20 protein-coding genes are annotated in these 23747 nt (G+C 58.8%); 4 read left to right on the top strand and 16 right to left on the bottom strand.

The annotated features are described in order from the left end of the window. Nucleotides 1-63: 63 nt before the first annotated feature. The 9 genes from HWX89_RS01930 to HWX89_RS01890 all read right to left on the bottom strand — a co-directional run bounded on the left by HWX89_RS01930 (nucleotide 64) and on the right by HWX89_RS01890 (nucleotide 9288). Nucleotides 64-708, bottom strand: coding sequence for an SGNH/GDSL hydrolase family protein (locus HWX89_RS01930; RefSeq protein WP_138795456.1), 645 nt, complete (start codon nucleotides 706-708; stop codon nucleotides 64-66). Between the two features lie 64 nt (nucleotides 709-772). Further along, nucleotides 773-2134, bottom strand: a complete 1362-nt coding sequence (locus HWX89_RS01925; protein ID WP_138795457.1) for a pyruvate dehydrogenase complex dihydrolipoamide acetyltransferase — start codon at nucleotides 2132-2134, stop codon at nucleotides 773-775. A 14-nt stretch (nucleotides 2135-2148) separates the two neighbouring features. Continuing rightward, a complete protein-coding gene (locus tag HWX89_RS01920) occupies nucleotides 2149-3537 on the bottom strand; it encodes a pyruvate dehydrogenase complex E1 component subunit beta (protein ID WP_138795458.1) in 1389 nt (462 codons plus the stop codon). Between the two features lie 17 nt (nucleotides 3538-3554). Then, nucleotides 3555-4598: a pyruvate dehydrogenase (acetyl-transferring) E1 component subunit alpha gene (gene pdhA, locus HWX89_RS01915; RefSeq protein WP_138795459.1), complete on the bottom strand. Its 1044-nt coding sequence runs from the start codon at nucleotides 4596-4598 to the stop codon at nucleotides 3555-3557. A 153-nt stretch (nucleotides 4599-4751) separates the two neighbouring features. Continuing rightward, a complete protein-coding gene (locus tag HWX89_RS01910) occupies nucleotides 4752-5069 on the bottom strand; it encodes an FtsB family cell division protein (RefSeq protein WP_138795460.1) in 318 nt (105 codons plus the stop codon). Nucleotides 5070-5369: 300 nt separating this feature from the next. Further along, complete coding sequence (gene eno, locus HWX89_RS01905) at nucleotides 5370-6644, bottom strand: phosphopyruvate hydratase (protein WP_138795461.1); 1275 nt, start codon at nucleotides 6642-6644, stop codon at nucleotides 5370-5372. A 136-nt stretch (nucleotides 6645-6780) separates the two neighbouring features. Further along, complete coding sequence (gene kdsA / locus HWX89_RS01900) at nucleotides 6781-7626, bottom strand: 3-deoxy-8-phosphooctulonate synthase (RefSeq protein WP_138795462.1); 846 nt, start codon at nucleotides 7624-7626, stop codon at nucleotides 6781-6783. Then, complete coding sequence (locus HWX89_RS01895; RefSeq protein ID WP_138795463.1) at nucleotides 7626-8507, bottom strand: VOC family protein; 882 nt, start codon at nucleotides 8505-8507, stop codon at nucleotides 7626-7628. The genes kdsA and HWX89_RS01895 overlap by 1 nt, the downstream gene beginning before the upstream one ends. Before the next feature lie 217 nt (nucleotides 8508-8724). After that, a complete protein-coding gene (locus HWX89_RS01890; protein WP_138795464.1) occupies nucleotides 8725-9288 on the bottom strand; it encodes a hypothetical protein in 564 nt (187 codons plus the stop codon). A gap of 509 nt (nucleotides 9289-9797) precedes the next feature. On the opposite strand from HWX89_RS01890, the gene HWX89_RS01885 reads away from it, so the two are divergent. The 3 genes from HWX89_RS01885 (at nucleotide 9798) to HWX89_RS01875 (ending at nucleotide 12653) form a co-directional block, all read left to right on the top strand. Then, nucleotides 9798-10445: a DUF2161 domain-containing phosphodiesterase gene (locus HWX89_RS01885; protein WP_138795465.1), complete on the top strand. Its 648-nt coding sequence runs from the start codon at nucleotides 9798-9800 to the stop codon at nucleotides 10443-10445. A gap of 216 nt (nucleotides 10446-10661) precedes the next feature. Further along, nucleotides 10662-11390, top strand: coding sequence for a transcriptional repressor LexA (gene lexA, locus HWX89_RS01880; protein ID WP_138795466.1), 729 nt, complete (start codon nucleotides 10662-10664; stop codon nucleotides 11388-11390). Between the two features lie 585 nt (nucleotides 11391-11975). Continuing rightward, complete coding sequence (locus HWX89_RS01875) at nucleotides 11976-12653, top strand: glutathione S-transferase family protein (RefSeq protein ID WP_138795467.1); 678 nt, start codon at nucleotides 11976-11978, stop codon at nucleotides 12651-12653. Nucleotides 12654-12678: 25 nt separating this feature from the next. On the opposite strand, the gene HWX89_RS01870 is transcribed toward HWX89_RS01875, so the two are convergent. Beyond that, the gene (locus HWX89_RS01870; protein WP_138795468.1) at nucleotides 12679-15129 is read right to left on the bottom strand and encodes a ComEC/Rec2 family competence protein; all 2451 of its coding nucleotides are present in this window, start codon (nucleotides 15127-15129) and stop codon (nucleotides 12679-12681) included. Between the two features lie 306 nt (nucleotides 15130-15435). Here HWX89_RS01870 and gltA point away from each other — a divergent pair, with 306 nt between their 5' ends. After that, nucleotides 15436-16725 carry a citrate synthase gene (gene gltA, locus HWX89_RS01865; protein ID WP_138795469.1) on the top strand — a complete coding sequence of 430 codons (1290 nt, stop codon included), beginning with the start codon at nucleotides 15436-15438 and terminating at the stop codon, nucleotides 16723-16725. A gap of 193 nt (nucleotides 16726-16918) precedes the next feature. Here the strand turns inward: gltA and lpxB are convergent, their stop codons facing one another. The 6 genes from lpxB to bamA are packed head-to-tail and all read right to left on the bottom strand — an operon-like array spanning nucleotide 16919 to nucleotide 23680. After that, nucleotides 16919-18100 carry a lipid-A-disaccharide synthase gene (gene lpxB / locus HWX89_RS01860; protein ID WP_138795470.1) on the bottom strand — a complete coding sequence of 394 codons (1182 nt, stop codon included), beginning with the start codon at nucleotides 18098-18100 and terminating at the stop codon, nucleotides 16919-16921. Beyond that, on the bottom strand, nucleotides 18100-18963 hold the full coding sequence (locus HWX89_RS01855; RefSeq protein WP_178340583.1) for an LpxI family protein: 864 nt from the start codon (nucleotides 18961-18963) through the stop codon (nucleotides 18100-18102). The genes lpxB and HWX89_RS01855 overlap by 1 nt, the downstream gene beginning before the upstream one ends. A 3-nt stretch (nucleotides 18964-18966) precedes the next feature. Further along, entirely contained in the window at nucleotides 18967-19782 is an 816-nt protein-coding gene (gene lpxA, locus HWX89_RS01850) for an acyl-ACP--UDP-N-acetylglucosamine O-acyltransferase (protein ID WP_138795471.1), read from the bottom strand. Then, the gene (gene fabZ, locus HWX89_RS01845; RefSeq protein ID WP_138795472.1) at nucleotides 19779-20246 is read right to left on the bottom strand and encodes a 3-hydroxyacyl-ACP dehydratase FabZ; all 468 of its coding nucleotides are present in this window, start codon (nucleotides 20244-20246) and stop codon (nucleotides 19779-19781) included. The genes lpxA and fabZ overlap by 4 nt, the downstream gene beginning before the upstream one ends. Then, the gene (gene lpxD, locus HWX89_RS01840; protein ID WP_138795473.1) at nucleotides 20239-21306 is read right to left on the bottom strand and encodes a UDP-3-O-(3-hydroxymyristoyl)glucosamine N-acyltransferase; all 1068 of its coding nucleotides are present in this window, start codon (nucleotides 21304-21306) and stop codon (nucleotides 20239-20241) included. The genes fabZ and lpxD overlap by 8 nt, the downstream gene beginning before the upstream one ends. 49 nt (nucleotides 21307-21355) lie before the next feature. Further along, on the bottom strand, nucleotides 21356-23680 hold the full coding sequence (gene bamA / locus HWX89_RS01835) for an outer membrane protein assembly factor BamA (protein WP_138795474.1): 2325 nt from the start codon (nucleotides 23678-23680) through the stop codon (nucleotides 21356-21358). Nucleotides 23681-23747 lie beyond the last annotated feature (67 nt).

The raw sequence follows: 23747 nt of genomic DNA, 5'->3' as shown, positions 1-23747 counted from the left end.
TGTGTTTCCTGCCTTTATCTTTTTGACGGCGGCATCGCGCCGCTGCGTCAATCGAATCTATCTTCAAATTCCAAGCAGCATGCGCACCACGGGCTCCAGCCCGCGTCCCAGCGCACGCGTATTTTCGGCATCCAGGTGGACGCCATCGAGTGGCGTCGTCACGGCGACGGATGCCGCATCAAAGAAAGCGCATCCCTTGTCGTCCGCCAGATCGCGATAAAGCGAACCCATCATCAGCGATTGCTCGATGGCACCCGCATACATGGCGGCAAACATTTCGTTGCCCGTCTCGCAGATCTGCGGCGGAGACACGATCAGGATTTCCGGCTGCTCCTGCTCCTCGAAGGACCACGCATGATGCCGGACGAGACTCACCAGCCTGTCGATGCCCTTGACCGCGCCGACTGCGGAACCGGCGCCGATGCCCCGTTTCAGGTCGTTGGTGCCAAGCATGATGATGACGAGATCGAGCGGCGCATGGCTGTGCAGAATGGTCGGCAGCAGCGTCGCACCGTTGCGGTCGCAATCCGCGAGGTGATCGTCGTAAGCCGTCGTGCGGCCGTTCAATCCTTCGGCGATGACGTTGACATTGTCACCAAGCGCCTTCTGCAGCACGCTCGGCCAACGGTCTTCGAAGGCATGACGGCCAAGGTTTTCGGCGTCATATCCCCACGTCAGGCTGTCGCCGTAGCAAAGAACGGTTTTCATCACATCCGTCTCCCGAACGGGAAGAGCCGAAGGCTGGTGACAGCTTTCGGCTCGACCGTTTTTATCAGACCAGCATGCCCATCGGGTTTTCGATGTAACGCTTGAAGGCACCGATCAGCTCGGCTCCCAGCGCGCCATCGACGCAACGGTGGTCGGTGGAGAGCGTGACCGTCATGACGTTGGCGATCTTGATCTCGCCGTTCTTCACAACTGCCCGCTGCTCGCCCGCGCCGACGGCCAGAATGGTGGCGTGCGGCGGGTTGATGACAGCGGAGAAGCTCTTCACGCCCATCATGCCCATGTTGGACACGGCAGTGGTGCCACCCTGGTACTCTTCAGGCTTCAGCTTGCGTTCCTTGGCGCGCTTGCCGTAGTCCTTCATCTCGTTGGAGATGGTGGACAGCGACTTCTGCTCGGCCTTGCGGATGATCGGCGTGATCAGGCCACCCGGAATGGAAACGGCAACGCCGACATCCGAATGCTTGTGCTTGACCATGGCGCTTTCCGTCCAGGAGACGTTGGCGTCCGGAACATCACGCAGCGCCAGAGCCAGCGCCTTGATGACCATGTCGTTGACCGACAGCTTGTAGACCGGCTTGCCGTCCTTTTCCGGTGCGGCAGCATTGAGCTGGGCGCGCAGGGCAAGGAGCGCATCCAGTTCGCAATCGACGGAGACGTAGAAGTGCGGAACGGTCTGCTTGGACTCGACCAGACGCTTGGCAATGACCTTGCGCATGCCGTCGTGCGGAACGAGTTCGTAAGAACCTTCCTCGAACAGCTTGAGGACGGCCTCGTCCGACTGGCCCTTGGCAAGTGCCGGAGCCGGAGCGCCAGCCGATGCTGCAGCCGCCGCCGGAGCAGCCTTTGCACCACCAGAGGCAACAGCCTTTTCAACGTCGGTCTTGATGACGCGGCCATGTGGTCCCGAACCGGTGACATTACCGAGATCGATGCCAGCTTCCTTGGCCAGGCGGCGTGCCAGCGGCGAGGCGAAGATGCGCTCGCCGGACTTGGCAACCAGTGCCGGCGTGGACGGCGCGGCAGCCTGATCGGCAACCGGCGTTTCAGCCTTGGCAGGCGCAGGCTCGGCCTTGGCGGCTTCCGCCTTCGGGGCTTCCTGCTTGGGTGCTTCCGCCTTTGCAGGGGCGGCATCGCCGCCCTTTGCAGCCGCAGCCACGTCTTCGCCTTCACCAGCCAGGATTGCGATCAGGGCGTTGACCTTGACCCCATCCGTACCGGCGGGAACGACGAGCTTTGCAACCGTACCTTCATCAACGGCTTCCACTTCCATGGTCGCCTTGTCGGTTTCGATTTCCGCGATCACGTCGCCCGGTGCAACCTTGTCACCTTCCTTCACCAGCCACTTGGCGAGGTTGCCCTCTTCCATGGTTGGGGAAAGGGCAGGCATGGTAATGTTGATAGGCATCGAAACGCCTCCCCTTACTTGTAGCAGACGGTTTTGACGGCCTGAACGACTTCATCGACGTTCGGCAGAGCCAGCTTCTCGAGATTTGCCGCGTAAGGCATCGGAACATCCTTGCCGGCAACCGTCAGGATCGGCGCGTCGAGGTAGTCGAATGCAGCGCGCTGGACCTGGTTGGAGATGAAGTCACCGACCGATGACTGCGGGAAACCTTCCTCAACGGTGACCAGACGACCGGTCTTCTTGACCGATTCGATAACCGTGGGCAGGTCCATCGGACGGATGGTGCGCAGGTCGATCAGTTCGGCGTCGATGCCGAGCTTTTCGAGTTCTGCAACAGCCTTGATCGCGTAGGTCATGCCGATGCCGAAGGAAACGATCGTCGCGTCCTTGCCCTTGCGGTGAATGCGTGCCTTGCCGATCGGCAGGACGAAATCATCGAGCTTCGGAACTTCGAACTGCTGGCCGTAGAGAATTTCGTTCTCAAGGAAGATGACCGGGTTCGGATCGCGGATAGCAGCCTTCAGAAGACCCTTGGCGTCAGCAGCCGTATACGGCATGACAACCTTGAGGCCCGGAATATGGCTGTACCAGGCGGCATAGCACTGCGAGTGCTGAGCCGCGACGCGTGCCGCCGCGCCCGAAGGGCCACGGAAGACCATCGGTGCGCCCATCTGACCGCCAGACATATAAAGTGTCTTGGCAGCAGAGTTGACGATCTGGTCGATCGCCTGCATCGCGAAGTTGAAGGTCATGAATTCGACGATAGGCTTGAGGCCCGTCATTGCAGCGCCGACGCCGATACCGGCAAAGCCGTGTTCGGTGATTGGCGTGTCGATCACGCGGGCTGCGCCGAATTCCTGCAGAAGACCCTGGGTAACCTTGTAGGCGCCCTGATATTCGGCAACTTCTTCGCCCATGACGAAGACTTTTTCGTCCGAACGCATTTCTTCGGCCATCGCGTCGCGCAGTGCTTCACGCACCGTCTGCGTCACGAATTCGGTGCCTGCCGGAATATCCGGATCGGCAGCGACTTCGATCTTCGGTGCAGCCGGAACCTTGGCGGCTTCGGTTGCGGCAGCCGGCTCGGAAGCAGCGGCAGCAGGCGCTTCAGCCTTCGGCTCTTCCTTCTTGGCAGGAGCCGAAATGTCGTCGGCGCTTTCGCCTTCCTGAATCAGGATTGCAATTGCGGTGTTGACCTTGACGCCTTCGGTGCCTGCATCGATGAGCAGCTTGCCGATAACGCCTTCATCAACAGCTTCCACTTCCATGGTCGCCTTGTCGGTTTCGATCTCGGCAATCACGTCGCCGGACGTTACCTTGTCGCCTTCCTTTTTAAGCCACTTGGAAAGCGTGCCTTCCTCCATGGTCGGGGAAAGGGCGGGCATAAGAATTTCTACTGGCATTGTTTTCCCTTTCCCGATCAGAGCAGAATGTCGGTGTAAAGCTCGGACGCATCCGGCTCTGGATCGTTCTGGGCGAAGTCGGCGCTGTCGGCAACGATGTCACGGACATCCTTGTCGATTGCCTTGAGTTCCTCTTCGCTTGCCCATCCCTGCTCCAGAAGGCGTGCCTTCACCTGCTCGATTGGGTCGTGTTCGGAGCGCATCTTCTGCACTTCGTCCTTGGAACGGTATTTTGCCGGGTCGGACATGGAGTGACCGCGGTAACGGTAGGTCAGCATTTCAAGAATGATCGGCCCCTTGCCGGAACGGCAATGTTCCAGCGCCTGGTCGGCCGCAGCCTTGACGGCGCGAACGTCCATGCCGTCAACCTGGATACCAGGAATGCCGAAGGACTGGCCGCGCAGCGAGTAGTTCGACTGTGCGGTTGCGCGGGCAGTGGAGGTGCCCATGGCGTAACGGTTGTTTTCGACGATATAGATGATCGGCAGTTTCCACAGAGCAGCCATGTTGAAGCTCTCGTAGACCTGGCCCTGGTTTGCAGCGCCGTCGCCGAAGTAGGTCACCGACACATTGTCGTTGCCGCGATACTTGTTGGCGAATGCGAGACCGGTGCCGAGCGAAACCTGCGCACCAACGATACCGTGGCCACCATAGAAATGCTTCTCTTTCGAGAACATGTGCATGGAGCCGCCCTTGCCCTTGGACAGACCGCCCTTGCGGCCGGTCAGCTCGGCCATGACGCCACGGGCGCTCATGCCACAAGCCAGCATATGGCCGTGGTCGCGATACGCGGTAATGACCTGATCGCCTTCCTTCTGCGACATCTGCATGCCGACAACGACAGCTTCCTGGCCGATGTAAAGGTGACAGAAACCGCCGATAAAGCCCATGCCATAAAGCTGGCCGGCCTTTTCTTCAAAACGACGGATCAGGAGCATTTCGCGATATGCGTGAAGCTCTTCATCCTTCGAGAAGTCCGGGCTGTTCTTGCCGGTAAATTCGGTAGCGGCTTTCGCCGTGGTCTTTCGGCCGGATACGGACGCGGATTTTCGCGGCGCCATTCATCCCTCCCTGAGTTGCCATTAGAATGGGTAGATTGGGCCGTACCATATGCAAGAAAACGCCACGCAGCAATGCTTTAAACGCATGGCACGTATTCACGCTAAATAGCTGTGAACAAATCAAAAAAGCTTAATTAACCTGATTTCGGTTAATCAGAAATATCCGTTCATGATGACGATTTCGTCCGAACGGGACATATTGAGCTGATACCGGGAAATCTCATCGATCATGTCGCGCTCCAGCGAACCGTCGCTCAGCAATTCGACCTGCCGCTCCAGCGCAACCCTCGCTTCCGTCAGCTTTGCAAGCTCGGTTGTGCGGGCCAAACGCTGGCGTTCAAGGCGTTCCGTTGCCTGAAGGCCGAAGTCGCCGTGGATGGAATGATATCCGAAATAGGAAAGAAAAGCGATGGTGATTGCCGGAACAACGAGGCGGCCGAATCGTCTCTTTTTATGATGTCTTGTCCACATGCCGGATAGATGCCTTCAAACGCGTAACGTGAGTCTGAGACTACGGCGGATTGTTTAACTATCCGTTGACCTTAAAAATTCACCGGTTGCAAAGCACAAAAAAAGATCGCGGCGGGCAGCAGGAAAGATCAGCCGACGAATCTCAGGCGATCTGGAACTTGATCGCGCCGACACCGGATCGATTCCGGGTTGACGAGCGGGAAGCGGACACCTTCCCAAAAGGAGCGAAGCGGATGCCACTGCCCCAAAACAAAACAGCCCGCCGGAGGGCGGGCTGTTCTTGAACAAATCGAACGCGAATTAGCCGCGCAGGATGGAGCGACCGGCGTAAGCAGCCTGCGGACCCAGCATTTCTTCAATGCGGATGAGCTGGTTGTACTTTGCGAGCCGGTCAGAGCGCGCCAGCGAACCGGTCTTGATCTGACCGCAGTTGGTAGCAACGGCGAGATCCGCAATGGTGGAATCTTCCGTTTCGCCCGAGCGGTGCGACATGACAGCGGTGTAGCCTGCCTTGTGTGCGGTCTCGACGGCGTCCAGAGTCTCGGACAGCGAACCGATCTGGTTGACCTTGACGAGAATGGAGTTGGCCACGCCCATCTTGATACCGTCGCGCAGACGTGCGGAGTTGGTAACGAACAGGTCGTCGCCAACGAGCTGGCACTTCTTGCCGACGAGATCGGTCAGAACCTTCCAGCCTTCCCAGTCGTCTTCAGCCATGCCGTCTTCGATGGAAATGATCGGGTACTTCGCAACGAGATCGGCGAGGTATTCGGCCTGCTCCTGCGGCGAACGGGTCTTGCCTTCGCCTTCGTAGACGTAGTTGCCGCCCTTGAAGAATTCGGTCGAGGCACAGTCGAGGCCGATGAACATGTCGTCGCCCGGACGGTAGCCGGCCTTTTCGATCGACTTCATGATGAAGTCGAGCGCTGCAGGCGCGCTTTCCAGACCCGGTGCGAAACCGCCCTCGTCACCAACGTTGGTGTTGTGGCCCTGTGCCGCCAGTTCCTTCTTGAGGGTGTGGAACACCTCCGAACCCATGCGCACGGCTTCGCGAATGTTTTCCGCGCCGACCGGCAGGATCATGAATTCCTGGAAGTCGATCGGGTTGTCTGCATGTGCGCCACCGTTGATGATGTTCATCATCGGCACCGGCAGAAGATGCGCGTTGGGGCCGCCAACGTAACGGTAAAGCGGCAGACCGGAGGCTTCAGCAGCAGCCTTGGCAACAGCCAGCGAAACGCCGAGGATGGCGTTTGCGCCGATGCGCGACTTGTTCGGCGTACCGTCGAGCGCGATCATCATCTGATCGATCTGGATCTGGTTTTCGGCATCGAAACCGCCGATGGCGTCAAAGATTTCGGTGTTGACGGCTTCAACAGCCTTTTCCACGCCCTTGCCGAGATAACGCTTGCCGCCATCGCGCAGCTCTACCGCTTCATGCGCGCCAGTCGACGCACCCGACGGAACGGCCGCACGGCCCATGGAACCGTCTTCGAGATAAACATCGACTTCGACGGTCGGATTGCCGCGGCTGTCGAGAATTTCGCGCGCAATGATATCGGTAATGGCAGTCATGGTCTCTCCCTTGGGAATGGAACAGATATTTTCAGTCGCCTGTCTTAGACGATGGCGAAGAAATTACAATGACGGTGCGCCAAATCAGCGCACTGCTTTCTCATAAAAATCACATGCGGCAATTCGCAGGATTTCATCAGGCTTTCGCGATGGAATCGAAAGCCAGAAGCTTTTCGAGAAGCTTCGGCATGTCCTTCAGATGAACCATGTTCGGGCCATCGGAAGGCGCATTGTCGGGGTCTTCATGGGTTTCGATGAAGAGACCGGCGACGCCAACGGCAACGGCCGCACGCGCCAGTGTCTCGACGAATTCACGCTGGCCGCCGGAAGAACCGCCCTGCCCGCCCGGCTGCTGAACCGAGTGCGTGGCATCAAACACCACCGGCGCGCCCAGCGACGCCATGATCGGCAGCGAACGCATGTCCGATACCAGCGTGTTGTAACCGAAGGAGGCGCCGCGCTCGCACAGAAGCACGTTCGGATTGCCGCTGTCGTTCAGCTTGGCGAGAACGTTCTTCATGTCCCAGGGCGCCAGGAACTGGCCCTTCTTGACGTTGATGACGCGACCGGTCTTTGCCGCAGCGACCAGAAGGTCTGTCTGACGGCTGAGGAAGGCCGGAATCTGCAGAATATCGACAACCTTCGCCACTTCGGCGCATTGTTCTTCGGTATGGATATCCGACAGAACCGGGAAACCGAATTCCTTCTTCAGATCGGCAAAAACCTCCATAGCCGTATCCAGACCGATGCCGCGCTTGCCCGAAAGCGAGGTGCGGTTTGCCTTGTCGAAGGAAGATTTATAGACGAGGCCAATACCAAGCTTGTCGCACAGTTCCTTCAGAACGCCGGCAATCATGAAGGCATGATCGCGGCTTTCCATCTGGCAGGGACCGGCAATCAGCGAGAAGCGCTCGGTGTTGCAGAAGGACACCTTGGTGGCGCCGTCTCCGGCGGTGACTTTGAGATTGTTGGTAACGCTCATCATTTTTCCTCGAAGGCGAATGCGACGCCTTGACCGGGTGCTGCGGGTACCATCAGACGGGCACCCTCTCTCATATGGGGAACGCCATTAGCAGCAAGCACCGCTTCTGTCACGGCGATATCTGCCGTTGAAAAAACGATGGTTGCGCCGCGCAGCCCGTTCCTTTCGCCAGTTTCGTCCACACCGGATGCCGATGGCGACATCAGGTCCGAGGCAACATATATATCGACGTTGCCGGCCTCGAACAGAACATCACCATCCGGCGACACCTTGCGATCGACCTGGAAGACAGCCTCGACAAGCGGCGCGGCCGCAGAAGGATCATCCGACACCAGCTGGATTTCGCCGAGACCGATGACACCATTGTCATGGCGCACAAGCGCGGAGCGATCCCCCGGCAGGGCCTTGACCCGCTGGCAGGCGAAGAAAAAGAAATCGGACGCGGTGCCCTCCGCCGCAAAAGCCAGCCGGAAAGACGCTTCGCTTTGCGACCCATCCGGCAACGTCACCGGCCGGGAAAAATCGAAAACATCGCCAGCCGAAATACCGGTTTCGACAAAGCGCTGATGATCGGCCAGAGCATCGTCGGTTTTGGCGACCAGCGCGGAAAAGCCATCGCTGCCATGTGCGTTCCGAAAAGCCTGATCCCTGCCGGTAAAGACATCGCCTGTCTCAACCGACGCCCGATACTTATCCGGGTCAGCAATGGCGAGAGGCTCCAGATAGGTGCCGTCTTCGAAAAAGATGCAGGCGTTTTGCGTGCCGAAAGGATGGAGCGCCAGCGGGGCCAGCGTAAAACCGAGACTGGAAAGCCGTCGTGATGCGGTTTCAATGTTGCCAACGGGCAGGACAAGATGGTCGACATCAACAGGCTTTGCCATGACAAGCTCCCTCTCCGGCAAGATCAGCGCCCGTGTCAGACAGCACGCCGAACCATACCAAAGCACATCAGCAACAATGCTGGCAAATCATGGTAGTAACCGGCACCGGCGGCCGGGAGCAGCAAGACCGCCTGACATGCGAAAACCGCATGTCAGGCGGGGAGCGGATGGAGATGACCTGATGGACATCTCCACCCGTCAAACAACGAAGGGCGGACTAAGCCTGCGCCCTTTTTACCGTGTCAGGATTGTCCTTGACGAACTGCACAAACGGTGCGGCCGATCTCACGGCATCGGCAAACTTGCCGCTGCCCTTCAGTCCGTCCACCTCATCCGGCTTGAAGCCCTGCGTCAGCAGGATGCGATAGACGTGCGTGGCGGTTTCGCCCTGAGCGGAGACCCAGGCGGGCAACGTTGCTTCAAGTGCTTTCTTTTCGCGCTGGTTTCTGTCTGCAACAACGGCGAGGCGCACCAGACTGCCGAGCGGGATCGGGATACCGTTGATGCCGACGTCGGGAATGAAGTTGGCGGCGTGCGGTCCGGCGTTGAGATTGTTGTTCTTCAGGATATATGGGCACTGGTTGTCCCGCGTCGGCTCCTTGTTCTGCGCCTTGCGCTTCTGATTAAGCTCCACGATCAATTTGCAATTGGCGACTGTGGAGTTCAAAAGCAGCCGGTCATATTCGGCGCGCTTTAAAGCTTCCGGAGAATTGGGCGACACGGTCTGGCATCCCGTGGCAACCAGCAGGCCCAGAATCAATGCGAATTTCATGCGTTTCATGCGAAATTTTCCCGCTCACGCGCCATATCTCCCGGCGGAGACACTGGCAGCGATCCATCACGATTTCAGAAAAATGCTTTGAGCGGCAAAGAGCCTTCTGTCCCACAAGACGATCCGGTCATGTCCACATGACCCTCGAAAGCAGGGCCGTAGATATCGTGACACAGCCATTTGGCAACCCAGGGACGTAGGAAGCTGAGAAGATCGTAAAAAAGGTGTAAGCGTTTTCATTCGAAGCCTGCGGGTTGCGGCAATCCCCGGAGATTTATCCTTGTGCCTTTTTCCACCGAGACCCGTTGCGTAAAACACAAAGGGCGCTCGATCCGTTTCTGGAGAGCGCCCTTTGCAGACCCGGACAGCATCGCGCGCGGAAAACCACTGCTGCAAGCCATCGATAACGGGTGATGATCCCTAGATGAGGTGGCGCCCCTCGGTTTTCAAGGGGTGTCGTGATCCAGCACCGTCTTGCTGTATGGTCGCCAGACGATTCTTTTTTTCCGAGTGCCGGCATGGAAACCTCCCTCTACCACCCTGTGAAAGCCTTCCTTGAAAAAGCCGGCTATACGATAAAGGGCGAAATCGGCGGCTGCGACCTTGTCGGACTGAGTGACGATGATCCGCCTGTGGTGGTGGTGTGCGAACTGAAACTCGCCTTCAATCTCGAGCTGATCCTTCAGGCGATCGATCGTGCCGCGATATCCGACGAAGTCTGGATCGCGGCAAAAATGTCTGTCAGTGGCCGAGGGCGCGAGACCGACAAGCGTTACCGCGATCTTTGCCGGCGGCTGGGAATTGGCATGCTTGCCGTCTCCGAAGGCGGTCATGTCAGTGTCATCGTCAGTTCGGTATCGCCGATGCCGCGCACCAACCCGAAACGACGCTCGCGGCTGATGCGCGAACACCAGAAACGCAAGGGTGATCCGGTCCTTGGCGGCAGCACACGCATGCCGCAGATGACAGCCTATCGCCAGCAGGCGCTGGGATGTGCAAAAGCGCTCTCCGAAGGGCCGCTCCGGCTTCGTGACGTGAAATTGAACGCCCCCGATGCCGGCAAGATATTGCAATCGAACGTCTATGGCTGGTTCGAACGGCTTGAGCGGGGCGTCTATGGTTTGACGGAAGCTGGCCGCGAAGCCTTGGTGCGCTGGCCGATGTGAGATTGCGTGACGCGCTTTAGGAGCTGGATCAATCTGCCTGAAACGCTGTTTCGGGGGCCTGGAACACACAACCGGAACAAAACGCGTCACTCATCAAAATAACCGATTGCAGTTTCACGAAATTTTAGGGGATTGCAGAACACATATGGAACATATAGTGTTCGTTCTGTATTTGTTTCGCAACTTTCCGATGCGATTCTCAAGGGTGTTTTCCTCATGCTGACGCGCAAACAACAGGAATTGCTTCTCTTCATTCATGAGCGAATGAAAGAATCCGGCGTGCCGCCGTCCTTCGATGAAATGAAGGATGCACTCGATCTTGCTTCCAAATCCGGTATCCACCGGTTGATTACCGCGCTTGAAGAACGCGGTTTTATTCGCCGGCTACCGAACAGGGCGCGCGCGCTTGAAGTCATCAAGCTGCCCGAGGCCTATTCGCCCGGCCTGAAACCGCAACGCGGCTTCTCGCCAAGCGTTATCGAAGGCAGCCTTGGCAAGCCGAAGGCGCCTGAACCAGCCCCTGCCCCATCGCTGAAACCCGCAAGCAATGATTTTGCCGGTGCGGTCAATGTTCCCGTCATGGGCCGTATCGCGGCCGGTGTGCCGATTTCGGCGATCCAGAACAACACGCATGACGTGGCAGTGCCTGTGGACATGCTGGGTTCTGGCGAACACTACGCGCTGGAGGTCAAGGGCGACTCGATGATCGAGGCCGGTATCTTTGATGGCGATACCGTCATCATTCGCGATGGCAGCACGGCCAATCCGGGCGACATCGTTGTGGCACTGGTGGATGACGAAGAGGCAACGCTGAAACGCTTCCGCCGCAAGGGCGCTTCGATTGCGCTCGAGGCTGCAAACCCGGCCTATGAAACCCGTATCTTCGGACCTGACCGGGTTAAAATCCAGGGGAAGCTGGTTGGCCTTATCCGGCGTTATCACTAACGCCGCATCGATCTGTATCGACGCCTCAACCGCTGGCCATTGGCTGGCGGTTTTGTTTTTGGGCGTCACACAATGGATTGTGTCATTTGCGGCGTTTTGCGCTCTGCCCGTAAAAGGCTGAAACACAGGCACGGTGCGGAACCGGTTCTTGAGCATCGGCTTTATCTAGGCAGGGATCTAAACAATCTTCGGCATGATGGCGAGAGATTGGTCGGGTGCTGAATAGTCTTGCCGAATAAATCGTGAGGCTGCGTTCTTGTCTCACGAGACACCGCCTGCCGGAGCGCTCCCGCGAAAAACGTTGGTCGAGCGATGTTGATCCTTCACAACAGAAGCCAAGCCAGTCCGGTCGGCATCTGTTGGCGCGAGAGAACGAAGAGGAAGCGCGTGGATCAGACGATCTGATTTCGCCTGAACTGGCCTGCTTCGCTGGATGACAGCGTGCCGGTCTGATTGCATGATCCGGTGTAACGGCTCATTTCGAACCGACCCATCATTTCGGCTTATGGGAGCCATGGAATATTTTCGATATTCGAAGCGTGTATCCTGGTCGTAAGAAAGCCAGATCATATCGGGGAGCATGCCATGTACGATCTTTATATCGCCAACAAGAACTACTCGTCCTGGTCGCTGCGACCGTGGGTGTTGATGCGCACGCTGGGCATCGACTTCAACGAAAAGCTCGTGCCGTTCGGGCAGGATGTGCCCTTCACCACCTTTTCGCCCACCGGCAAGGTGCCGTGTCTGGTGGATGGCACGACGACGGTGTGGGAATCGCTTTCGATCGTCGAATATCTGGCAGAACGGCATGATGGCGTCTGGGCCGCTGATGCCATCGCCCGCGCATGGTCGCGGTCGGCGGCCAGCGAAATGCATGCCGGCTTTTTCTCGTTGCGCAATTTCTACCCCATGTGCGTCGGCATCCGCGCCACGCCCAATCCGGACAACAAGGGTCTTGCTGCGGATATTGCCCGGATCGATGCACTGTGGAGCGAAGGGCTCTCCCGCTTTGGTGGCCCGTATCTGGCCGGTGCGGAGTTTACCGCTGTCGACGCCTTCTTCTCACCCGTGGCGTTCCGTTTTCAGTCCTTTGGCGCCGACCTTTCACCGGCGGCAAAAGCCTATCTGGAGCGTCTTCTCGCCCTTCCGGCGATGCGCGACTGGTACGACGCCGGCCTGAAGGAAATCTGGCGCGACGAACCGCATGAACAGGAGATACGCGACGTCTCAACCGTGGTTGCCGATCTGCGCAGCCAGGCTTGAAAAATCGTCATTGGTGCGGCGGCCCTTATGGCGTCGCCGCAACCAGTTCCTCGATCGTTTCAGATGTCTCACGGTCAAACGACCGGGTTTTCCAATTATAGGAGCGGTGTTCGCTCCAGGCGCGGTTCGTGCCCGCCATAGCCGTCGCCAACCGTGCAATCGGCCCGCTTTCATTCTCATGAGACAGCGTAATTTCCACGGAACCGATGCGCCGCAGGACATCGCGGCTGAACAGCACCGCGCCCGAACGGCACTGCTGGAATGAGGTTCGTCTGCTGGTGACGATGATATCGGCGATATCGCAGGCTGCCCCGGTAAGCGACGTATCCTCGAGAACGACGATGCGCTGGCCCTTGGCGCTGCGGGCAGCACACCAGAGACTTCTGTGGCAGGTAAAGCCCTGACCCGCTGCGGCCAGCGCCTTGCCGATATCCTCAATCGCCTTCGCCCTTTGCTCATCGGAAAGGCGCCGGCTCTCCCTCGACGGCTGGGCGCTCTGCGGATTGGTCTCCTCCGTCTTTTTCTCGGTCTTGAGAAAGATCGGTGAGACGGTTTTTTCCGGCAGCAGCAAGGCGCGGGACCATTGGTCATATACAAAGCCGGAAGGTCGTGTCTTGGTCGTCGCCACCGCGCTCTCCCCAACCAGCCCGACCAGCGTTCCATCCTCATAGATCAGCAGATCGGGCCTCGGGCCACGATGTTCGGCCACAGAGAGGCCGAAAGCCAGCAACAGCAAGGGAATGCCAGACAGGGCAAGCCGCGTGCGAAACAGCGAGAGCAGCAGGAACCCTGCCGTGGAAAGCGCCAGAAACCAGCCATGCTGGCGGCCGATTGCGGCACTGCCACCCCATGAGGCGACGCCAGTGGCGATTTCAATCACCATGGCCATGCCATAGCCCATGACCTTCAAGAACGGCGCATCCAGCCCGAAGGGCATCAGCAGCATGCCAATCAGGCCGAAGGGCATGACAATCAGCGACATGACAGGCATGGCGGCGAGGTTTGCTGCAAGTCCATAGGTGGTGACACGATGAAAATGTTCGATGGAATAGACAGCCGTCGACAGGCCGCCGATCAACGACGTTACGACCACGCCGCCGACAATGGCGATGGCCGCTTCACTAACCTTCATCCATGCCGGTTTCTGACCGACGAACAGCCGCTCGCGATCCACCCGCCAACGGCTCCAGAAGGCATAGGCCGAAACCAGCGCGATGGTTGCGGCAAAAGACATCTGGAAACTCGGTCCCATGACTTCCGATGGCGAAAAAGCCAGAATGATGAGGGCCGACAAGGCGACATTGCGCATGCTGAGCGCCGGCTTGTCGAACAGCACGGCGATCAGCAGAACCGACATCATCAGCCAGGCGCGCTCCGCCGAAACGGCAAAGCCGGAGATCAGGTAATAGGCAAGCGTCATCAGCAGCGCCAGGAAGGCAGCGATCTTCTTGACGGGCCAGCGCTGCGCGAAGGCCGGGAACAGGCTGAAACCAATCCGCAGGCCAACGAAGAATATGCCCGATGCCAGCGCCATGTTGAGGCCGGATATGGCAACGATGTGAGCGAGGCCCGAGACACGCAACGCCTCCATCGTATCGGCGGATATGGCGCTTCTTTCATCCGTGATGATGGACGCCGCGAAAGCACCGGCATCTCCGCCGATAACGGAGCGGACACGTTCGGCAATGGCACTTCTTAAAAGATAGAGCCAGGTGCCGGCATCTTTCAGCCAGCTCTGCGGTTTCTCACCGGCATCACCGGCAAGCGACACCGCTTTCGGTGCGCTATAAAAGAAGCCCGTGGCGCCGATGCCTCGAAAATAGGAGGCGAAGGCGAAATCGTTCAGTCCGGGCAGAGCCGGGCCCGAGGGCGGCGAAAGCCGTGCCTTGCCCTCGATGATGCCGCCAACGGCAATCGCTTCTCCCTTGCTGCGGGATAGCACCGAGACCTTTTCCGGCGGTCGGGACAAGGTCGGACCCTCGGTTGCCGATACGGCGATCAGGTAACGCCAGTATCCGCGCGCATCGACCTCCCGGCGCTCGACCGTTCCGGTGATGGTCGTGGTAACCGGCGTATCGAGCATGACGGTTGCGGCACGGCGCGTTTCGAGATCCGCAAGCAGCATGCCGAGCAGCGTAAATGCGCCGAATGCACATATCTTCGCCGTCCAGCCGGCGCGGTGACGAAGCAGAAGCGCCAATGCAGCCGCAACAATGAAAAACAGCGCCACGAAAATGGATGACGGGGACTCAGCAGAGGAAAACCATAAAACCGCGCCAGCGCTGATAAAGACAGGAATGAAAAGAAATTCGGTGGCGAAGGCGCGTTCGTGTTCAACGGAAACCGCGAATTTTCTGGTGATTCTGGCCGTGCGGTCGCGGCGACGAAATGCTGTCGTCACGGCCTCAGCGGTGGCGTCTGTCGAGCGCCTTAACGGCGACAAAATCTCCGCCGTGCCGGGAGCTGAACCCTGCATCGTTTCAGCATATCCGAAATGCTGTTTTTCCCCTTGACTGGTCAATCCGTGCTGCCCCCTGCCGGACTGAAAGGGAGTGTGCAGCTCATCGCTAACGATTGCAATCTTTTGCTTTAACGGGTCGTTCAGAGATATTTAATCGGCTCTTCACCCAACTGCACGAAGGCGCGCAACAGGTTTACTGCAATGCACAATTTGACCTTTGAATAGCTTGGCATTGGCGCAAGGATCATATAGCTAATCATCAGACGCTTAACCGCGGGGCGCTTCCCAGCGCCCCCACCCGCATGTTTTCGGAGGATCAGTATGACGGAAAAAAGCGCTACAGTGACACTTGGCGATAAACAGGTCGAACTCCCGGTACGGGAAGGCACGATCGGACCAAACGTCGTCGATATCGGCACGCTGTACAAACACACAGGGTCTTTCACCTACGACCCGGGTTTCACGTCCACGGCCTCCTGTGAATCCAAGATCACCTACATCGACGGCGACGAAGGCGTTCTGCTTCACCGGGGCTATCCGATCGAGCAGCTCGCCGAACAGGGCGACTTCCTCGAGACCTGCTATCTGCTGCTTTACGGCGAACTGCCGACATCCGCACAGAAGAAGGACTTCGACACCCGCGTAACGCGCCACACCATGGTGCATGAGCAGATGAGCCGATTCTTCACCGGCTACCGTCGTGACGCACACCCGATGGCCGTCATGTGCGGTACCGTTGGCGCGCTCTCGGCCTTCTACCACGACTCGACCGACATCACCGATCCGCATCAGCGCATGGTCGCTTCGCTGCGCATGATCGCCAAGATGCCAACGATCGCTGCCATGGCTTACAAGTACCATATCGGTCAGCCCTTCGTTTACCCGAAGAACGATCTGGATTACGCCTCCAACTTCCTGCACATGTGCTTTGCCGTACCGTGCGAAGAATACAAGGTTGATCCGGTTCTGGCCCGCGCCATGGATCGCATCTTCATCCTGCACGCTGATCACGAGCAGAACGCGTCCACCTCGACGGTTCGTCTTGCCGGTTCTTCGGGTGCAAACCCGTTTGCCTGTATCGCGGCTGGCATTGCCTGCCTCTGGGGCCCGGCACATGGTGGCGCGAACGAAGCTGCGCTCAACATGCTCAACGAAATCGGCTCGGTTGACCGTATTCCTGAGTACATTGCCCGCGCCAAGGACAAGAACGATCCGTTCCGCCTGATGGGCTTTGGTCACCGCGTCTACAAGAACTACGACCCGCGCGCCAAGATCATGCAGAAGACGATGTACGAAGTGCTGGAAGCAACCGGCAACTCCGACGATCCGATCATGCAGGTCGCGCTGGAACTGGAAAAGATCGCTCTGTCTGATCCGTACTTCGTCGAAAAGAAGCTCTACCCGAACGTCGACTTCTACTCCGGCATTACGCTGAAGGCTCTCGGCTTCCCCACGACCATGTTCACCGTTCTGTTCGCTCTGGCCCGTACCGTTGGCTGGATCGCGCAGTGGAACGAAATGATCGAAGATCCGCAGCAGCGCATCGGCCGTCCGCGCCAGCTCTACACGGGCGCCGGCAAGCGCGACTACGTTCCGGTTTCCAAGCGCTAAGCGCTGGCAACCGAGCCATCCAAAAGGCCGACGGGGAAACCCGCCGGCCTTTTTCTTTGCAAAGTCTGCAGAAGGTAAGAACCGGGTTACGGCAACGCTTCCGGGACGATCGGACAGCCTGTTCAGAATCGGCAAGCTTCGCCGCAGCAGGATTTGCTCTCTGCGACATCTGTTCAACCGAAATGCTGAAATGTCAGTGTCTGGCGCCGCGTGCGTTCAGAACATCGAGAAGAATGCGGGCGCCGGTTTCGCCCGGCGGCACGTCGGTACGCAGGCGCTCCTGCACCAGCGCATAGCCTTCCAGCATGGCCTGGCGCTGGATCGTGTCGGAAGACAGGCGCTCTGCCCAGCGCAGCATGGAACCGGCGCGCACGACCTCGTTGAAATATTCCGGCACGACCGCGTAATCAGCAATCAGGTTCGGCAAAGCGCCGGTCCAGGTTTTCACGCGCTTGCTGAGCATGGTGAAAATCCAGTCGGTCTTGTAGACGGAAATGGTGGGAACCGTTGCGAGCGCCAGTTCGAGAATGACGGTGCCGGATGCGGCAATGGCCGCATCGGCCTCGGCGAATGCCTTCCACTTGAAATCTGCGCCGACGCCAATTTCAGGCCGGATGTTGTCCGGCCACGTCGCCGCCAGTTCCCGAATGCGGCTTTCCTGACGCGGCACGGTCGGCAGGACGAAGCGGGTGGGGCCATTGCGTTCCACGAAGGCTTTTGCCGCCTCCTGGAACGGCTCCATCAGCCGCGTGGTCTCGGTCGAGCGTGAGCCGGGCAACAGCAGAATGGTTCGGGGTTCGCCCTTCGCCGGCAAGGCACGCCCTGCCCGCTTTTGCCGCACGGCCAGCAAGTCCGCATCAACGCTGAGGCGATGGCCGACGAAGGTGGTTGGCGGGCCGCCCAGCCGTTTCATGGCTTCCGGTTCGAACGGCAGAAGTGCGAGAACATGATCGACGTAAGAGAGCATCGCGGTGGCGCGATACTCCTTCCAGGCCCAGACGCTGGGGCAGACATAGTTGATGACCGGCAGATCCGGCAATGCCTGACGCACCTTTCTGGCGACGCGATGGGTAAAGTCCGGGCTATCGATAATCAGCAACACGTCGGGTTTTGCCGCGACGATGCCCTCGGCCGTCTGCCTGATTCTGGCGATCAGCTTCGGCAGCTTCTTCAAAACCTGCGTGAAACCCATGATCGACAGTTCGGAATAATCGAAAAACGAGGTGAGACCTTCTGCCTCCAGCCCCTCGCCGCCCACGCCGACCAGTTCGATCGGCCCTCTATACTGGGTCTTCAGAGCGCGGATCAGGTCTGCTCCCAAGAGGTCACCGGACACTTCACCCGCGATCACGGCCACCTTCAGGGTTTCAGCCATCACATCATGTCTCCATCCAGTGACGTATCGATGCCGCAGACGAAGATGCCTTGCGCATCGGCGGCCTGCAACATGGCGTCACGATCCAGCACCAGGGCTCTGCCCGATTCAACCGCGATCCCGGCAAGGCCCGCCCTGGCAGCATTCTGGACCGTCTCTACGCCGATTGTCGGCAGATCGGCCCTGATATCCTGCTGCGGCTTGCAAAGCTTGACGAGAACACCTTTGCGACGCGCGGAAATACGGCCCTCCGCACGCAACGCGGCAACCCGCGCCAGCATGGCATCGGTTCCCTCGACACCTTCGAGCGCCACGATACGCCCGCCAACGGAGACAGCGCCCTGCCCGACATCAAGCGTGCCGAGCGCCAGAGCAGCCTGTGCCGCCTTGCGGATATCACGCAGATCGTCTTCCTGCGGCTTGTGGAGGCCAAAGGGACCGGTGGTGGCCAGAAGACCGGGCGCAATCTCATGGGCGCCAATGACCCGCGCACCCAGCGTTTCGATGATCTTGATGACCATCTGCAGCACGGTGTCGTCACCGCCGGACAAAAGCGTGCGGACGATCGACGGCAGGCGCAGCAGTATTTTTGCCGAAGGGCGAATTTCGCGCCACTCCGGGCGGCGTGCTACGGCGCCAGAGAGAACGACACGGTCTATGCCCTTGTCTTTCAGCAACCGGCCGAGGCCCGCGACATCGCCGACACTGATGACGGCGCTGTCGAAGCCTTGCCAATCAAGGCGGGAATCATCGCGCAGACGGACAACAAACGGGTTTTCCCCCATGTCGCGCGCAGCGCCAGCCACGTACAGCGGCAATTGCCCGCTGCCCGCAATAATGGCGAGGCGTCCGCTGCCCTTCACGGCTTATTTGCCCCGGTTCGGCGAAGAAATCGGCCGATCGGTTGCAGCCAGGATGAAATCGAGAACTTCAAGCGCCTGCGGGCAATCGGCGAAATCCGCACGCTCGATGGCCGCCGCGTTACCACGGATCGCACCTTCGCTTTCGAAGACCTGCTTAAAGATACGGCGAACCTTGTGAATGTCTGCCCGCTCGATACCAGCACGCGTCATGCCGACGACGTTCAGGCCACCGAGAATACCGGGATTGCCATTCAGCATGCCGTAGGGAATGACATCGTAATTGACCGCGGCGAGCCCGCCGATAAACGCCTGGCGACCGATACGGGTGAACTGATGGACGGCGCAGCCGCCACCGAGGATGGCGCGATCGCCGACGGTGACGTGACCAGCCAGCATGACGTTATTTGACAGAACGATGTGGCTGCCGAGGATGCAGTCATGCGCGACATGCGAATTGGCCAGGAACAGGTTGTCGTCGCCAACAACGGTCTTGCCGCCGCCATCCGAGCTACCGGCATTCATGGTGACGCCTTCGCGCATCGTGCAGCGTGCGCCGACCTCCAGCGTCGTTTCTGAGCCGTCGTGGCGAATTGCCTGCGGTGGGCCACCGATAACGGCCATGGGGTAGATGACGGAATCTTCGCCTATGACCGTGTTGCCCGTCACGACAGCATGGTTCAACAGCTTTACACCATTGTGCAACGTCACCTTCGGGCCGACATAGCTGAACGGACCGATGGAAACGTTCTCTCCGATCACAGCGCCGTCTTCGACGACCGCTGTCGGATGAATTGTGGCCGAAGCCGCGATCTTGCTCATTGCTGATCCTCAGGGATCATCATCGCGCCGACATCCGCCTCAGCGACCAGCACGCCATCCACCTTCGCTTCGCAGTGGAACTTCCAGACGTTACCGCGCTGGCGCTGCTTTGCAACGTGAATTTCCAGACGGTCGCCAGGAACGACCGGCTTGCGGAAACGGGCGTTGTCGATGGTCATGAAATAAACGAGGTAACCGCCATCACCCTGGTTGCGCGCACAGATCGCGCCAGCCGTCTGGGCCATGGCTTCAACGATCAGAACGCCAGGCATGATCGGGCGATCCGGGAAATGACCCGTGAAGTGCGGCTCGTTGACCGTGACGTTCTTGATGCCGATTGCCGAATTGTCACCGTTGATCTCGATGATCTTGTCGATGAGCAAAAACGGATAACGATGCGGCAGCAGCTTCATCACTTCAAGAATGTCAGCCGCGCCAAGCGTCGTCGTCGTTTCTTCAGCCATTGTTTTTTTCTCCTGTTTTTTTATCACGTTCTTCGACGCGGGCCAGAATGTCGGCCATGTCGCGCAGGAAATACTTCATCGGACGCGCCGGCGTACCGCCGTAACGCGCGCCAGGCGGCACGTCGGCAACAACGCCGCTCATTGCCGCAATCTGTACGCCATCACCAATGGTGATGTGGCCGTTGATGCCTGCTGCGCCGCCAATCATCACGCCATCGCCGATGCGGGTACTTCCGGCAATGCCGACCTTGCTGACGATGCCGCAATGGCGGCCGATGCGAACGTTGTGGCCAATCTGGACCTGATTGTCGATCTTGGTGCCTTCGCCGATAACGGTATCATCCATCGTGCCACGATCAACCGTGGTGTTGGCGCCGATCTCGACGTTGTCCTGAATGATGACGCGGCCAATCTGAACGATCTTGAGCATGCCACGCGGACCCGGTGCATAACCGAAACCATCCTGGCCAATGCGTGCACCGTTGTGGATGATGACATTGTTGCCAAGCAGTGCCGCAACGATGCTGGCGCCGCCGGCAATCGTGCAATCGCGACCGATCTGCACATTGGCGCCGATGATCGCGCCCGGCCCGATGCGGGTGCCCGCACCAATATGTGCTTCAGCACCGATCACCGCAAACGGCTCGACAACCACGCCGTCTTCCAGACGTGCCGACGGATCGACATGAGCGGACGGCGAAATCGCCGTGTCCATACGACCGAAGGTCGAAGGACGCATGGCGGAAGGATGCAGAAGCGCGCCGGCCTGCGCAAACAGCGTATGCGGCGTCTTCGAGATCAAAGCGGGGATATGGGGCGGTATCGAGCTTGCCAGGGCCGCATCGCAAATGACCGCAGCCGCTTCACAGGTCAGCAATTCCTCGCGGTTCTTGCGGGAAAGTATGTAGCAGAGCTGGTCGGATTTTGCCCGGTAGACGGGCGCCACGGATCGCACGATCCGCTCGCCAGCCGCCTCATCAGACAGTTCCGCCCCAAGACGGTCTGCGATGTCTTTCAATCGCATTCCTTCGTGGGGCGGAAAAAAGCCGTTGTATTCCATCAGACGGAAACTCCAGAACGTTCAAAGTTGCAGTTCTGGACTGCCGATATCAGAAAGTGTTGGACATGCCAAACCGGAAACGCTGTTCCTCGTCGTAGTCTTCCTTCATGAAAGGAACGGCATAGTCGACGCGGATCGGACCGAAGGGCGATGCCCACATGACGCCGATACCAGCGGAAGCACGGATCGAGCTGTCGTCCTGAACGGTCTGGGTCGTGGAGACCTTGTTACCGTACATGGTACCAGCATCAACGAAGCCGGCGAGACGCAGACCGAAGTCTTCCGGAATGCCAGGCATCGGAGCCGTGACTTCAGCAGAAGCTGCGAAGTAGGTCGTGCCGCCGATAGAGTCGTTTCCGATACGCGGACCGATACCGTCGTTCTCGAAGCCGCGAACCTGACGACCACCAAACTTGAACTGATCGAAGACCAGCAGGTTGTCGTTGGTCGGCATCACGTGACCAGCCTGGCCCGTCAGCGAGCCGATGATGTCGTACTCGTCCGAGAAGGTGTGGTAGTAACGCGCCTTGGCGTAGATCTTGTAGTATTCGGAATCGCCACCGAGACCTGCAAACTCGTTGGTGAGCTGCGCCTGCCAGCCTTCGCGTGGCATGTTGCGGTCATCAAGCGTGTTGAAGTTCAGCGTGTTTGCGATGATCGACTGCGTCCAGTCACCGCCACGGATCAGCTCCTGATATGGCTCTGCGAGGTTGGCAGTGTTCTCCCAATCGCCTTCGCCGTCATAGTTGATCTGCTTGTAGGTGTACTTGAACGTCGTGGACAGGTCTTCGGTGATCGGCGCGGTAACGCGCAGCGTGAAGCCCTGTTCGTCGTAATCGTAGTAGTCTTCGCTGCTCGTCTGGCTCTTGAAGAGATCGAAACCGGCTGCAAGGCGATAACCGAGGAAGTAAGGCTCAGTGAAGGACAGCGTGTAGCTGCGCGCATCGTCTTCGCCTGCGCCCGCAGCGATACGGATGTACTGGCCGCGACCGAGGAAGTTCTTTTCTTCCACAGAAGCTTCGAGCAGCACGCCGTCGTTCTGCGAGTAACCAGCACCGATACCGAAGGAGCCGGTCGGCTGATCTTCAACGTCGACAACGATCACGACGCGGTCCGGGGCGCTGCCGCCGGCGGTCGAAACGTTGACCTTGGAGAAGTAGCCAAGCGCTTCAAGACGACGCTTTGCGGAGGTGATGATCGACTGGTTGAAAGCATCGCCTTCGGAGATATCGAATTCGCGACGGATAACGTAGTCGCGTGTGCGGGTATTACCGCGGATTTCGATACGCTCGACGTAAGCGCGTTCGCCCTGGTCGACGATATAGGTAACGCCAACGGTGTTGCCGTTCATGTCACGGTCGCCACGCGGCGTAACGCGGGCGAAGGGGTAACCTTCGGCAGCAACACGCTTGTTGATGGCTTCCATGCTCTGCTGAACTTCCTTGGCGCTGTAGGTGCCGCCCTGGCGGGTTTCTACGAGACCCTGCAGTTCAGTGCCGTCAACGCCCGGAACAGTCGATTCAACCGCAACATTGCCGAAGTTGTAACGCTGACCTTCATCGACCGTTACGGTGATGTTGTATTCGTTCTTGGACTCGTCCAGCACAGCCTCGGACGACACGACGCGGAAGTCGGCGTAGCCACGGTTGTAATAGAACTGGCGCAGCGCCTCTTCGTCGGCGCGCAGCTTGTCCTCGTTGTAAACGTCCTTACGCGTCAGGAACGACAGCATGTTGGACTTCTTGGTGTTGATAACGGCAGCCAGACGGCCGTCGCTGTAAGCGTTGTTACCAACGAAATCGATGCGACCGATCTTGGTGCGCTCACCTTCGTTGATGACGAAAGCGATGTTCACGCGGCCCTGGCCGACGGAAACGGTCTGCGTCGTCACTTCAATGTCGCTACGGCCGATGGCGGCGTAAGCTTCCTTGATGCGGGCAATATCAGCCGTAACGAGCGCCTGGTTGAACGGACCGAGCGGCTGCGTCGACACGATGCCGGAAAGCTTCTCGTCCTTGATCTTGCGGTTGCCGTTGAAAACCACCTGGTTGACCATCTGGTTTTCACTGACGGTCACGACCAGCGTATTGCCGGAAACGCGCATGGCGACATTCGAGAAGTAGCCGGTGGCGTAAAGACGCTTCACCGACTCGTCGATGTCAGAATTGGAAAAGTTGCGTCCGGGCGCGATGGTGAGATTGGAGCGTACGGAATCTGCGCCGGATCTTTCGGCACCCCGAACATCAATTCTGCTGACGACAGCGGCATTCGCAACCCCCGCAGAAGCAAGCACCCCCAGGCCTACAACCGAAGAAACACCAGCAGACAGCGCAACCGCCGACACCGCGTTCAAAAATCTTGAACCAGCCTTCATTTCAATTCTTACCTTTTTACGTTGTCCCTCAGCGGGCGGAACCCGACTCCGGCCATCTGCGTCGTTT

The sequence above is a fragment of the Rhizobium sp. RM genome (genome assembly GCF_013390595.1).
Classification (GTDB): Bacteria; Pseudomonadota; Alphaproteobacteria; order Rhizobiales; family Rhizobiaceae; genus Agrobacterium.
Note: the sequence above shows the minus strand (reverse complement) of the source record. Positions and strands in the feature narration are given on the sequence as shown.

Coding starts and splice junctions, on each gene's coding strand:
- fabZ (WP_138795472.1), bottom strand. CDS start 20,246: ATGGCTGAAGAAACGACGACGACGCTTGGCGCGGCTGACATTCTTGAA.
- lpxD (WP_138795473.1), bottom strand. CDS start 21,306: ATGGAATACAACGGCTTTTTTCCGCCCCACGAAGGAATGCGATTGAAA.
- HWX89_RS01930 (WP_138795456.1), bottom strand. CDS start 708: ATGAAAACCGTTCTTTGCTACGGCGACAGCCTGACGTGGGGATATGAC.
- HWX89_RS01920 (WP_138795458.1), bottom strand. CDS start 3,537: ATGCCAGTAGAAATTCTTATGCCCGCCCTTTCCCCGACCATGGAGGAA.
- kdsA (WP_138795462.1), bottom strand. CDS start 7,626: ATGAGCGTTACCAACAATCTCAAAGTCACCGCCGGAGACGGCGCCACC.
- bamA (WP_138795474.1), bottom strand. CDS start 23,680: ATGAAGGCTGGTTCAAGATTTTTGAACGCGGTGTCGGCGGTTGCGCTG.
- gltA (WP_138795469.1), top strand. CDS start 15,436: ATGACGGAAAAAAGCGCTACAGTGACACTTGGCGATAAACAGGTCGAA.
- HWX89_RS01870 (WP_138795468.1), bottom strand. CDS start 15,129: ATGCAGGGTTCAGCTCCCGGCACGGCGGAGATTTTGTCGCCGTTAAGG.
- HWX89_RS01875 (WP_138795467.1), top strand. CDS start 11,976: ATGTACGATCTTTATATCGCCAACAAGAACTACTCGTCCTGGTCGCTG.
- HWX89_RS01910 (WP_138795460.1), bottom strand. CDS start 5,069: ATGTGGACAAGACATCATAAAAAGAGACGATTCGGCCGCCTCGTTGTT.
- eno (WP_138795461.1), bottom strand. CDS start 6,644: ATGACTGCCATTACCGATATCATTGCGCGCGAAATTCTCGACAGCCGC.
- HWX89_RS01890 (WP_138795464.1), bottom strand. CDS start 9,288: ATGAAACGCATGAAATTCGCATTGATTCTGGGCCTGCTGGTTGCCACG.
- lpxB (WP_138795470.1), bottom strand. CDS start 18,100: ATGGCTGAAACCCTGAAGGTGGCCGTGATCGCGGGTGAAGTGTCCGGT.
- HWX89_RS01885 (WP_138795465.1), top strand. CDS start 9,798: ATGGAAACCTCCCTCTACCACCCTGTGAAAGCCTTCCTTGAAAAAGCC.
- lexA (WP_138795466.1), top strand. CDS start 10,662: ATGCTGACGCGCAAACAACAGGAATTGCTTCTCTTCATTCATGAGCGA.
- HWX89_RS01895 (WP_138795463.1), bottom strand. CDS start 8,507: ATGGCAAAGCCTGTTGATGTCGACCATCTTGTCCTGCCCGTTGGCAAC.
- HWX89_RS01925 (WP_138795457.1), bottom strand. CDS start 2,134: ATGCCTATCAACATTACCATGCCTGCCCTTTCCCCAACCATGGAAGAG.
- lpxA (WP_138795471.1), bottom strand. CDS start 19,782: ATGAGCAAGATCGCGGCTTCGGCCACAATTCATCCGACAGCGGTCGTC.
- pdhA (WP_138795459.1), bottom strand. CDS start 4,598: ATGGCGCCGCGAAAATCCGCGTCCGTATCCGGCCGAAAGACCACGGCG.